A 12,327-nucleotide genomic window follows, 5' to 3' on the forward strand; every position below is an offset into this window, starting at 1 on the left:
GCGGGCGTTATTCTGATTTCAGAAGATAAACGGGTGGCTTATGACGCCAGATCTGTTTTCCGGGTTGAATGATCAACCGACAGTGGAAGCCTTTGACGAGGGCGTGGTTGTGCTACGGCGTCATGCCGTGAAGCACCAGCAGGCCTTGATGCGAGATATAGATCAGGTGACGCGACTCGCGCCGTTCCGCCATATGAAAACGCCGGGTGGCCATCAGATGTCGGCCGCCATGACCTGTTGCGGCCCCCTGGGGTGGGTGACTGACGAGACAGGGTATCGCTACCAGCCCCAGGATCCGTTATCCGGGCTTCGGTGGCCGGCCATGCCCGAAAGCTTTGTCTCATTGGCCCGCAAGTCGGCCCGGGAAGCGGGATTTCCCGGCTTTGACCCGGATGCCTGCCTGATTAATCGCTATCAGCCTGGGGCCAAAATGGGACTGCATCAGGATAAGGACGAAAAAGACTTTGCCTGGCCCATTGTGTCGGTGTCTCTGGGCCTGCCCATTGTGTTTCAGTTTGGTGGACTCAAGCGCAGCGACCGCCCCGCGCGTATTCTGCTGGAACATGGTGATGTGGTGGTCTGGGGCGGCCCGGCCCGTTTGCGTTACCACGGCGTCCTGACTCTGAAAGCCGGTGAACACCCGGTGACCGGCTCGGCCCGCTACAATCTGACCTTCCGTAAGGCTGGCTGATACCTTATTGCAGCCAGGCCACCAACAGGCCTGCGGCCAGAGATAACACCATCGGGCCAGCCACCAGCAGACCGGTTTGTCGGTTGCCGATACTCCAGGCGATGCCCGATTTCACCAGATTATTCACCGCTGCCGCGATGACAATCCCCAGCACGGCTGCATCCATGCCCAGGCCATCGTTGGACATCCGGGTAAGAGACAGGGTGATGGCATCGACATCCGCCACGCCAGAGGTGGCGGCCAGGGCGTAAATGCCGACATCGCCAAAGGCATTCTTGAGGAATTCCCCCAGTAACAGAATGGCGGTCAGCAAGAAACCGAACACCAGTGCGGAAGAGAGATCCAGCGGGTTCTGGTTCATGGTGGGCTGGCTCACCTGCAGTTGCCGGGCGTTGCGGCGCCAAATGATCAGCGCGGGCACGTAGAGGAGGGCGGTCATCATGGCGACCGGCCAGATCAGGCTGGGTAGCAGTGCCTTGTTGATGACCAGGCAATAAACCAGAATCCGAGGGAACATGGTGCCGCAGGCAATCAGGATGCCGGCAGCAAACTGCGGGCTGAAGTCGGGATTCTTCGCCGATTGCCGGGCGAAGTGCAGGCTCAGGGCGGTAGATGAACTCAATCCGGCAAACAGACTGGTGAACAGAATGCCTTTGCGGGCTCCGGCAACCCGGATGGCAAAGTAACCGACAAATGAGATGGAGGCGATCATCACCACCATCCACCAGATTTCCCGGGGGTTCAGCACGCCACCCGGGCCCATGGCCTCGTTTGGTAGCAGAGGCAGCATCACCACCGAGATCAAGAGCAGTTTGAGGGCCGCGTCCAGTTCGCTGGCCTGAAGCTTGTGTACCCAGCCGTGGATTTCTTCCTTGTTGTCCAGAATGATGGCGGTGACCACCGCAGCAGCGGTGGCGATCACCGGATCCACCGCCACGGCAACGGCGCCAAAACAGAAGGTCAACAACATGCCGACCATGCCGGTAATGCTGAAATTGCGGATGTGTTCCAGGCGCTCGCTGTAGGCCACCAGCCCCATGGCCACTACACTGAGTAGCAATACCGGAAAGGCCCAGGGGGTAATCTGCTCCGACAATACGGCGGCAATACCGCCCAACAGCCCGACCAGTGAGAAGGTGCGGATACCGGCAATGCGTTCCCCGGATTTCTGCTCCCGGGCATCCCAGCCCCGCTCCAGGCCAATGATGGCCCCGAGCAGCAAGGCCACGGCCAGATTGATGGTGGTCTGGTTGGCGTTTAGGAACTGGCTTGCTACATCGTCCATGTATTTGTCACCACAAAGATTATTTAAACGCATTCTAGGCAATTAGCGGCCCCGGCGGCACCCCCGGTCTGTCTGGATGGCCAGTCTGGCCATACTTTCAGGACGGTTTCTGGTACCCTTCGCGGCCCCGATCTGATATCCCCAAGAATTGAAAGCGACACCCCTGACCATGACAAACGCACTCAAGCAGAACTGGTTTTCGAACATCCGCGGCGACTTGCTCGCCGGAACCGTGGTTGCGCTGGCACTGATTCCGGAGGCGATTGCCTTCTCTATCATTGCCGGGGTTGACCCGAAAGTGGGCTTGTATGCCTCCTTCTGTATTGCCGTGATTATTGCCTTTGTCGGTGGCCGCCCGGGAATGATCTCGGCGGCCACCGGCGCCATGGCGCTGCTGATGGTGACGCTGGTCAAAGAGCATGGGCTGCAATACCTGCTGGCGGCAACCCTGCTGACCGGTGTGATCCAGATTGCCGCCGGCTACCTGAAACTGGGCGGCTTGATGCGGTTTGTATCCCGTTCAGTGGTGACCGGTTTCGTGAACGCTCTGGCCATCCTGATTTTTATGGCCCAGTTGCCGGAACTCACCAATGTGACCTGGCATGTCTACGCCATGACCGCCGCTGGTCTGGCTATTATCTATCTCTTCCCGCTGATACCCACTGTGGGCAAGTTGATTCCGTCTCCGCTGGTTTGCATCGTCGGTTTGACCATTGTCTCCATGGTTATGGGGCTGGATATTCGTACCGTAGGTGATATGGGTGAATTGCCGGATACCTTGCCGATTTTTCTGTGGCCAGACGTACCGCTCACGCTGGAAACCCTGATGATCATCCTGCCCTATTCACTCGGTCTTGCCGTGGTAGGGCTGCTGGAATCCTTGATGACGGCGACGATTGTCGATGATCTTACGGACACGACCAGCGACCGTAACCGCGAGTGCAAGGGCCAGGGCATTGCCAATATCGGTTCCGGCTTACTGGGCGGCATGGCCGGCTGCGCGATGATCGGTCAGTCCATCATCAACGTGAAATCCGGTGGTCGCACACGTTTATCCACGCTCACGGCCGGTGTCTTTCTGCTGATTCTGGTTCTGGTGCTCGACAAGTGGCTGGTGCAGATTCCGATGGCCGCCCTGGTGGCCGTGATGATTATGGTCTCCATCGGTACCTTTAGCTGGGATTCCATCCGTAATCTCAGGGAGCATCCATTGTCCACCAATATCGTGATGCTGGTTACGGTCATTGTGGTAGTCGCCACCCACAACCTGGCTTTCGGCGTGCTGGCCGGTGTCCTGCTGGCGGCCCTGTTCTTCGCCAACAAGGTTGGCCATTACATGCTGGTGACCTCCGAGCTGGACGAGGCAACAGACACCCGTCGCTATACCGTGGTGGGCCAGGTGTTTTTCAGTTCCTCGGAAAAATTCCTGGAATCCTTTGACTTCAAGGAAGCGGTGGACAATGTTGTGATAGACCTCAGCCGCGCGCACTTCTGGGACATTACCGCCGTTGGCGCGTTGGACAAGGCAGTGATCAAATTCCGCCGTGAGGGTGCGGATGTGGAAGTGATTGGCCTGAATGAGGCCAGTGCCACCATCGTTGACCGCTTCGGGGTGCACGACAAGCCCGACGCCGTTGACCAGCTGATGGGGCACTGATATGACTCAGACCAAAGAAAACTCTGACATTCGCAGCAATAATAACAGCCAGAATCAGGCGCAAGGCGAGGCAGCTATGACGGCAGACAAGTTGAGAATTGTAGCGTGTATTGACGGTTCCCGGGCCGCCCCTGCAGTGTGCGATTTTGCCGCCTGGGCCAGCCGCCACATGGACACACCGCTGATGCTGCTGCATGTTCTGGATGAAGAACGGTATCCGGCCGAGCCGGATCTGGCTGGCAGCATCGGCCTTGGCAGCCGCGAGCATTTGCTGGATGAGCTGGCGGAGCTGGACCGTAAGCGCTCCAAGCTTGCCCTGGAGCATGGCCACCACATGCTGGACGAAGCAGAGGCCAGGGTAAAAACTGCGGGTATTGGCGAGACGGTCAAGCGCCAGCGCCATGACAACCTGGCCGAGGCTCTGACCGCGCTGGAAAAAGAAACCCGGCTATTTGTGATGGGGTTGCACGGTGAAAGCAGTTCCGATCGCGATGTGCACATCGGTAGCCAGCTTGAGACCGTGATCCGTAGTGTGCATCGTCCGATTCTACTGGTGCCAGATGAATACCGCGAGCCGAAAAGTGCCATGGTGGCCTTTGATGGTTCCGCGACCGCCTTCAAGGGCATTGAGATGATTGCGGCCAGCCCGGTGTTACAGGGCATGCCTTTGCACCTGGTGATGGTTGGAGCCGACACGGCCGATCGTTGGGAGCAACTGAAAAAAGCGGAAAAAATGCTGGAAGGCCTCGGTGTTGAGATCACGCTGGCTATCCGCGCTGGCGATGTGGAGCCCACGCTGCACGCCTATCAGGAAGAGCACGGCATCGACATTCTGGTGATGGGCGCTTACGGCCACTCGCGAATCCGCCAGTTTCTGGTGGGCAGTACAACAACCACCATGCTGAAAACCGCGCACAAGCCGCTGGTTATTCTCAGATAAGGAGCAACCATTGCTCAAAGGCAGCCGAGAAGGGAACCCGATGATCAGAAGGTTATTGACCCTGATATCCCTGGTTGTCCTTGCTGGCTGTGCAGGAGGGATCAAGCCGATGGAACACGGGCTGGCAATACCGGTCGCCTCGGAGCCAGACGCTTTTCTGCAGGCACAGAGCGAAGAGCGGGTCGGCGCCGGGTTGCCGGCGGTAAAACTGCTGAACACAGGCCAGGATGCCTTTCTGGCCCGGGCCGCACTGATCGAGACTGCCAGCCAGCGCATCGACGCCCAGTATTACATCTGGAACGACGATGACAGCGGCCGCTACCTGGCCAGCCGCCTGGTTGCGGCCGCGGATCGCGGAGTGGTGATTCGCCTGCTGCTGGACGATATAAACGTCGCTGGCAAGGAATCCCTGTTCGCCCTCCTGGATGCCCATCCCAATATCCGCGTGCGTATTTTCAACCCATCCCGGTCCCGGGATGGCTTTGGCCGCTGGCTCTCGTTTATCACTGACTTTGATCGCATCAACCGGCGCATGCACAACAAAACCTTTGTGGTGGACGGGCTTGTGGGCATTGCCGGGGGCAGGAACATCGGGGATGAGTACTTCGATCAGCATCCGACACTGAACTTCCGGGATCGCGATGTTCTGGTGCTGGGGCCGTTGGCGGGGGACATGACCGCCAATTTCGAGGCCTACTGGGACAGTCCCTGGACCTTGCCACTGGTAGAGCTTTATCCCAAGCCTGAACAGGCACAACCGAAGCTCAACGTCCTGATTGAATCTGCCGCCTCGCGGCATTACCAGATCGCGCCACCAGGAAACCGGCAAACGGCAAGAACCTATCTGGAGACCTTGTTTGCCAACACCGTGTCCGCACCCGCCGAACTGGTGTTTGATCCGCCTCCCGAAGACCCGGATGCCCCCGCAGAGGCTCCCCAGCGAACCGCGCAAACCCTGTATGACCTGGTGGACGGTGCCCGGTCCGAGATTCTTATTGAATCGGCGTATCTGATCCTGACTGACCATCAGCTCAGTGCCATGAGCGACATTGGCAGAGGTCGTTTACAGGTTGCCGCCCTGACCAATTCGCTGGCCACCAATGATCTGGTTACCAACCACTCCGGATACGCACGGTGGCGCCGGGCGATGTTGGAGCAGGGTATTGAGCTACACGAATTACGACCGGATGCCCCTGCATGCCAACGTTGGGTGGCCGCCAGTGCAGCCTGTGAAGGCGGTGAGGTAAGCCTTCATTCCAAAGCGGTGGTGTTTGATCGGGAAACCCTGTTTGTCGGGTCCTTTAACGTGAATCTTCGTTCCATCTATCTCAATGGCGAGACGGTGCTGGTGATCAAAAGCCCAGAGCTCGCGGATGCCGTGGCGGACGATATCCGTTACGCCATGGAGCCCCGGAACAGCTGGCGGGTTGAGCTGAATGGCCAGGATGAGCTGGTCTGGCGGTCAGAAGGGCAGGAGGTGCAGCACGAGCCGGAGGTGGGTTTCTGGCGCCGGGCCATGTCGCGGATGCTGTCGTGGTTGCCTATCGAGAAATACCTGTAGCGGGGCTCAGGCCTCGTTGCCGGCAGCCACACCAGACGCCCAGGCCCACTGGAAATTGTGACCACCCAGGTGCCCGGTCACGTCCACCACTTCGCCAATAAAGAACAGGTTCGGCCGATCCAGAACCGCCATGGTTTTGGAGGAGAGTTGGCGTGTATCAACTCCGCCCAGGGTCACTTCTGCGGTTCGATAACCTTCGGTGCCGGCAGGTTTCACCGTCCAGTTGCCCAGAGTGTCGGCAATCTGCTCGATGTCCTGATTGCTGCAGCCTTGAAGTGGGCCATGCCAGCCCTGAAGTTCATTAAATGCCTGGGCAAAACGTTTGGGCAGATGCTGGTTGAGATACTGCGCCGGAGTGGATTGCGGCTTTTGCTTGCGAAGTGCCAGCAGGTCCTCCCGAATTGGCTGGCCCGGTAACAGGTTGATGTGCACCTCATCCCCCGGCCGCCAGTAGCTGGACACCTGCAACATGGCCGGGCCACTCAGCCCCCGGTGCGTCACCAGCATGGGCTCACGGAAGTGCTCGTTATGGCAGTGGGCATCGACCGGACAACTGACCCCCGAGAGTGGCGCCAGTTGCTGTTTCAGCTCCGGTTGCAGGGTAAAGGGCACAAGCCCGGCCCGGGTCGGCAGGACGTTCAACCCGAATGTTCTGGCGAGCTCATAACCGAATCCGGTCGCGCCCATGGTGGGAATGGACAGGCCGCCGCAGGCAACCACCAGAGATTCGCAGCTCAGCACGCCGCTGCCGGTCACAACCTGATAGCCACCGTTCACCTCCCGTACCTTCTGAATCTGGGTCTTCAGCCGGATCTCCGCGCCCGCCCATTCACATTCGGTCAGCAGAACATTGAGGACGTCTTTGGCGCTGTCCCGGCAGAACAACTGACCGGGCGCTTTCTCCTCGTACTCGACGCCGTGTCGATCCACCAGTTCGAGGAAATCCTGGGGCGTGTACCGCTTCAACGCCGAGATACAGTAATGGGGATTATCCGAGAGGAAGTTGGTGGGTGTGCTGTTCAGGTTGGTGAAATTGCAGCGCCCGCCGCCGGACATCAGGATCTTCTTGCCCGGTTTGTTGGCATGGTCCAGTACCAGCACACGCCGGCCCCGGTAGCCGGCGGTTGCCGCACACATCAGCCCTGCTGCGCCAGCGCCGATGATGATTACGTCATACGCTGAGGATGAACCTGCCATGATACTACCCGCCGTTGGTGAAGAACGCCGGGCAGTATACCAGCCTCACGGCAGGTGAACGGAGCCTTCCATGTAGAAGGCTGCCTGGCCAGAAATGGCCACCCGCTCGCCCCGGAGCTCGCAGCGCAGTTCGCCGCCGCGGGCAGAAACCTGGCGAGCCCTGAGTTCGGTTTTACCAAGCTTCTCAGCCCAGTAGGGCACCAACACACTGTGGATGGAGCCGGTCACGGGGTCCTCGTCGATACCGGCGCCGGGAGCGAAATAGCGGCTGACAAAATCGCAGTCCGTTCCCGGGGCGGTCACAATCAAGCCCTGGTTGCCCAGCTCGGCCAGCTTGCGGTTATCCGGGTTTGCGTTCCGTACCTCGTCTTCGGAACCCAGCACCACCATGTAATTGGTGTCGTTAGGCACGTAGAAAGACTCGGCCGGCGCCCCGGGCAAAGCCTCCAGAATCAGCGCCGGCGTTGGCCTGTGCTCGAAGGGCAGGTTCGGGAAATCCAGCTCCAGCCAGCCTTCTGCCCGGCGGGTAACGGCCAATGGGCCACTTTTGGAGTGAAAACGTACGGTGTCGGCCGGCCAGTTCAGGCGGTTGAACACCACCCATGCCGAAGCCAGTGTGGCATGGCCACACAGGGGGACTTCCACCGTGGGGGTGAACCAGCGGATATGAAAATCCGCCGGGTCGGACTCTGACAGCGGCACCAGAAACGCGGTCTCCGACAGGTTGTTCTCCAGCGCTATTGCCTGCATCCGGTCGTCTGGCAGCCATTGGTCGAGCGGCATAACGGCCGCCGGATTACCGCCGAACAGGGCGTTGGTAAAGGCATCAACCTGATAAATCGGTGTGGTGTTCATCGGCTCTCCCTGTTGGGGGTGGTCAGATAATGTCTGGCCCGCGAACGGGCAAAGCGCTGCAATTCCTGCTCACTGTAGCAGTGGACTTCCGGCAGCGGGCGGTTGCCGGTGAGAATCCAGTGGTTGTGGCCGGCCGGGACTACCTGGATGCCCTCCCGGGCCAGGCCTTGTATGGTTTTCAGGTGAAGGCCGTTGCCTGTGGTAGCGTCTGCTCCGACAAGGTTGAACAGGTCTTTCTGACTGGCTCTGGATCTGTCCGGTTGTTGATTAAAGCGCTCGTGGGTTTTCTGTACCTGTGCCATGGTGAAGCTCCTTCTTCAGTGGATGGCTCTATTGTTCGCCTATCCGTGTTGCCATAACAGATTCAGTTAACCAGGCATTGAATCGGTACAGATGATCTATAATCTGAACTGTGCTGGCCGAAAAGTAGCCAATCTGTACTGCCTGAATTGGCGCCGGATCTGCTGCAATAGACCTCGATTGGCCACTGCAAACAGGGAGAAGACCATGGGTGTGCTTTATAACCAGGTAGCAGATCAGCTGCAGGGGCTGATCCGTGATGGCGTTTACCGGGAGGGTGAGCGTTTGCCCGGGGTTCGGGTGCTCAGCCGTCAGTTTGGTGTCAGCATTTCCACAGTGCTTCAGGCCCACCAGACGCTGGAAGCCCGTGGCTATCTGCAGGCCAGGGAGCGTAGTGGCTATTTCGTAAGGTTGCCTGCCAGGGACGTGCCGGAACCCAGAATGTCGGAACAACGCAGCCAGCCGCTGCCGGTGTCTGCCCGGGAAATGACACTGGATCTGTGCGCGGACGAGCAGAAGCGCATGGTGCCGTTGGCAACCGCCATACCACACCCGGATTACCTGCCGCTGCGGCAGATCCAGCAGAGCACCCTGTGGGCTGCCCGGCGGGGCCTGGAAACCCTGGACTACGCCTTCCCCGGCAAGGAATCCTTTCGCCGGCAGATTGCCCAGCGCATGGCCAGCCTCGGCGTGCCGATCTCGCCAGACGATGTACTAGCCACCAACGGTGCCCAGGAGGCCATCATCCTGGCCCTGCGAGCGGTCACCCAACCCGGCGACATTGTGGCCGTGGAATCGCCTTCCTTTCCGGGAATCCTGCAGGCGCTGGAAGTGGTGGGGCTCCGGGTGATTGAGATTCCAACCCATCCCTCCGATGGTATCAGCCTGGAGGGACTTCAACTGGCCCTGGAGCAGTGGCCTCTGAAAGCCTGCGTGGTGGTGCCGAATCACAGTAATCCTATGGGTGCCAGGATGACGGACGAGCGCAAGCAACAACTGGTGGCCATGCTGGCGGCCGCCAATGTGCCGTTGATTGAAGACGATATCTATGGCGATCTGTACCACACGGGTGAGCGCCCGCGGCCGGCCAAGGCTTTTGATCGCGCCGATAACGTGATCTACTGCAGCTCCTTCTCCAAAACCATTTCACCGGGCCTGAGACTGGGCTGGATGATCCCCGGTCGACACATGGCCAGTGCTCGCCAGCACAAATATTTTGTGAACCTGGCAACCTCATCCATTCCACAGCTGGCGGTGGCGCATTTTCTGGAGCAGGGTGGTTACGATCGTTATTTGCGCGCTGCCCGCCAACACTACCGTGAGGCGACCGAACGGCTGCGTTCGTCCGTGGCCCGGTCGTTCCCGGAGGGCACGGCGGTCAGCCGGCCACAGGGTGGGTTTGTGCTCTGGGTGCAGCTGCCGGACGGTGTGTCCGGTACTGAATTGTATCGGCGCGCCCGGGCTGAAAACATCAACGTGGCACCGGGGCTGATGTTCTCAACCACCAACAAGTTCGAGAACTGCCTGCGACTGAACGGTGGCAATCCCTGGACAGACCGGCTGGAGACCGCGGTGATACGACTTGGCTCCCTGGCCCACGAAGTCCAGCGTCATTCTGGCTGAGCGGGCTGCCTGAGTTCGAGCGGGTTCAACAGACCCGCGGCAATGGCCAGGCCGGTCACGTCTGGCAGGCGCTCGGCACCAAGGCGCTTCATCACCCGGGCCCGGTACAGGTCGATGGTCTTGACGCTGACATCCAGCTGCTCGGCAATTTCCTTGCTGGTGTAACCCTGGGCCAGGGGCAGGAATACATCCTTTTCCCGGCGGGTCATGCTGGCAATCAATGCTTCGGTACTGGCAGCAGGCGTTGCGTTTGGTACAGGATCGTCGGCGTCCTGAAGGGCTTGTTGCACACTGTCCAGCAACAATTGTTCGTTGAATGGTTTTTCGATGAAGTCAAAAGCCCCGGACTTGAAGGCCCGTACCACAATGGGCACGTCGGCGTGGCCGGAAACAAAGATGATCGGCACGTCCAGGCCTCGTTTCTGCAACTCTTCCTGTACGTTCAATCCCCCCAGCCCCGGCATACGGATATCCAGAACCACGCAGCCAGGGCGCTGGTCTTCCACCGCATCCAGAAACTGGCGGCCATCGCTGTAGGCTTTCACCTTCAGCCCCACTGATTCCAGTAGCCACTGGGTGGATTCAAGCATGCCGGCGTCGTCGTCGACCACGTAGACCGTGTTGTGCGTGTCTGGCATCAGGGTTTTTCTCCTGGCGAATGTGCGAAATCTGCGGTGCGATTTGGGGCGAGCCGGTGCTGGTTGGGCGGAAACCGGCAGATCAATGACAGCCCGCCGGTTTCGGCGGGTATGGCGTCGAGAAAGCCGCCAAAACCTTCGATAATGGAGCGGCTCATGGACAGCCCGAGCCCCAGGCCTTTGGGTTTGCTGGTGAAAAACGGCTGAAACATCTGGCGTATGCCTTCGTCATCCAGGCCCGTGCCCTCGTCGGTGACCTGGATCAGGGTTTCGCGCTGATCGTTGATGCAGGTGGTCACCACGATATGGGACAGCCGGCCGGTTTCGCCACGGGCTTCGACATTGGCTTCTATGCCGTTACGGACCAGGTTGATCAACACCTGCTCCAGCAGAACCGGGTCTGCGGTAATCACGGGAGAATCGGCGGCCAGATACTCCTGTAACCGGACCCCGTTTTTTTCAGCTTCCCACTGGCACAGTTTCACTACGTCGCTGATAACGGCATTGAGCGAGACCGGTGCCATGCGCTTCTGGCCCTTGCGCAGGAAAGCTCGTAGCCGTTTGATGACTTCTGAGGCCCGGTTGGCATGATGTACGATCTTCTGCAGACCGTCGTCCACTTTCAGCAGACGGTCCGGATGTTTGTCCGCTTCCTTGAGAAAACGCTGGCTGGCGCTGGCGAAATTGACGATGGAGGCCAGCGGCTGGTTCATTTCATGAGCAATGCTCGAGGCGAGCTCGCCCAGGGTGGCCAGGCGGGCGGTATGGGCCAGCTCGTCTGCCAGTCGGCGGTTCTGCTCTTCCGATTCTACCCGGGCCGTAATATCACGGGAGACACTGATCACTTCGACTACGGCACCGGTGTATGTCTCGCGGATGGCCCGGCTGGCAATTTCGAACCAGCGGCGGCTGCCGTCCCGGTGATGGAGTTCCAGAGTGAGGGTGGCGTAGCCGTCTTCCCGCAGGCGGTGGCGGGTTTGTGCCAGCTCTTCGGCCAGATTCTCCCCCTGGAAAACGTCTTCCAGGGCTTTGCCGCGCAGCTCTTCGGGCCAGTATCCCAGCAGCCGCCAGGAGGCGGGCGTGGCGTCGATAAAACGGCCATCCGGGGCATGGCGGGAGATCAGGTCGGTGGTGTTCTCAGTGATCAGGCGGTAAAGCCGGTTGGAGCGGACCGCCTGCTCCTGATCCCGAATGTCGTTGGTGGCATCACGCCCGCGCACCAGAACCTGCGTGCCCTCTGGCAGGGGAATAAAGCTCCACAGAACGATTCGATCACTGAACCGTGACTCCACATCCTCAATGGCCCGGCCCTGGCCGATGGCCGCCTGCACCAGCGCCTGAGTGTTTACCGGTAACAAAGCATCTGGTGTAGGTGCTTTACTGATAGTGAGCAACTCACGGGTGGCACGGTTGTAGTCGGATACCGTGGCGTCGGCTGCCAGAATCAGCGTGGGTTGCGGATCGCTGTCCAGTAGGAGATTGATTTGTCGAGAATTGTTGGGATCTGTCATGTTTTATAGAAGTATTCCCATAATACCATGGTAGAGTTTCTAGTAATTTTGCTGTGGTCTACCATTTTC

At 59.3% G+C, this 12,327-nt stretch carries 11 protein-coding genes; 5 read left to right on the plus strand and 6 right to left on the minus strand.

Going from position 1 to position 12,327, the window contains the following annotated elements; all coding sequences use genetic code 11:
• Positions 1 to 40 precede the first annotated feature (40 nt).
• Entirely contained in the window at positions 41 to 691 is a 651-nt protein-coding gene (gene alkB / locus QPL98_RS12975) for a DNA oxidative demethylase AlkB (RefSeq protein ID WP_153741361.1), read from the plus strand.
• 4 nt (positions 692 to 695) lie between these two features.
• Here alkB and QPL98_RS12980 read toward each other — a convergent pair whose 3' ends face one another.
• On the minus strand, positions 696 to 1,976 hold the full coding sequence (locus QPL98_RS12980; protein ID WP_022990968.1) for an MgtC/SapB family protein: 1,281 nt from the start codon (positions 1,974 to 1,976) through the stop codon (positions 696 to 698).
• Positions 1,977 to 2,145: 169 nt separating this feature from the next.
• Here QPL98_RS12980 and QPL98_RS12985 point away from each other — a divergent pair, with 169 nt between their 5' ends.
• From QPL98_RS12985 to QPL98_RS12995, 3 genes are all read left to right on the plus strand, one after another.
• Positions 2,146 to 3,633, plus strand: a complete 1,488-nt coding sequence (locus QPL98_RS12985; RefSeq protein ID WP_011785574.1) for a SulP family inorganic anion transporter — start codon at positions 2,146 to 2,148, stop codon at positions 3,631 to 3,633.
• A gap of 1 nt (position 3,634) precedes the next feature.
• Complete coding sequence (locus QPL98_RS12990) at positions 3,635 to 4,573, plus strand: universal stress protein (RefSeq protein WP_226611022.1); 939 nt, start codon at positions 3,635 to 3,637, stop codon at positions 4,571 to 4,573.
• Between the two features lie 109 nt (positions 4,574 to 4,682).
• Positions 4,683 to 6,134 carry a phospholipase D family protein gene (locus tag QPL98_RS12995; RefSeq protein WP_303293390.1) on the plus strand — a complete coding sequence of 484 codons (1,452 nt, stop codon included), beginning with the start codon at positions 4,683 to 4,685 and terminating at the stop codon, positions 6,132 to 6,134.
• A gap of 6 nt (positions 6,135 to 6,140) precedes the next feature.
• Here the strand turns inward: QPL98_RS12995 and QPL98_RS13000 are convergent, their stop codons facing one another.
• Genes QPL98_RS13000 through QPL98_RS13010 form a run of 3 tightly spaced genes read right to left on the minus strand, consistent with a single transcriptional unit; the run spans position 6,141 to position 8,488 of the window.
• The gene (locus tag QPL98_RS13000) at positions 6,141 to 7,331 is read right to left on the minus strand and encodes an NAD(P)/FAD-dependent oxidoreductase (RefSeq protein ID WP_303293391.1); all 1,191 of its coding nucleotides are present in this window, start codon (positions 7,329 to 7,331) and stop codon (positions 6,141 to 6,143) included.
• A gap of 45 nt (positions 7,332 to 7,376) precedes the next feature.
• Complete coding sequence (locus tag QPL98_RS13005; protein WP_303293392.1) at positions 7,377 to 8,186, minus strand: PhzF family phenazine biosynthesis protein; 810 nt, start codon at positions 8,184 to 8,186, stop codon at positions 7,377 to 7,379.
• Positions 8,183 to 8,488 carry a hypothetical protein gene (locus tag QPL98_RS13010; protein WP_303293393.1) on the minus strand — a complete coding sequence of 102 codons (306 nt, stop codon included), beginning with the start codon at positions 8,486 to 8,488 and terminating at the stop codon, positions 8,183 to 8,185. The genes QPL98_RS13005 and QPL98_RS13010 overlap by 4 nt, the downstream gene beginning before the upstream one ends.
• 205 nt (positions 8,489 to 8,693) lie before the next feature.
• Between QPL98_RS13010 and QPL98_RS13015 the strand changes: the two genes are divergently transcribed.
• The gene (locus QPL98_RS13015) at positions 8,694 to 10,109 is read left to right on the plus strand and encodes a PLP-dependent aminotransferase family protein (protein ID WP_183579274.1); all 1,416 of its coding nucleotides are present in this window, start codon (positions 8,694 to 8,696) and stop codon (positions 10,107 to 10,109) included.
• Here QPL98_RS13015 and QPL98_RS13020 read toward each other — a convergent pair.
• On the minus strand, positions 10,097 to 10,747 hold the full coding sequence (locus QPL98_RS13020) for a response regulator transcription factor (RefSeq protein ID WP_014420959.1): 651 nt from the start codon (positions 10,745 to 10,747) through the stop codon (positions 10,097 to 10,099). The genes QPL98_RS13015 and QPL98_RS13020 overlap by 13 nt on opposite strands.
• Positions 10,747 to 12,258, minus strand: a complete 1,512-nt coding sequence (locus QPL98_RS13025) for a PAS domain S-box protein (protein ID WP_286892929.1) — start codon at positions 12,256 to 12,258, stop codon at positions 10,747 to 10,749. Before QPL98_RS13025 ends, QPL98_RS13020 begins: the two co-directional genes overlap by 1 nt.
• Positions 12,259 to 12,327: the final 69 nt, after the last annotated feature.

The organism is Marinobacter sp. ST-43 (genome assembly GCF_030541085.1).
Classification (GTDB): domain Bacteria; phylum Pseudomonadota; class Gammaproteobacteria; order Pseudomonadales; family Oleiphilaceae; genus Marinobacter; species Marinobacter nauticus.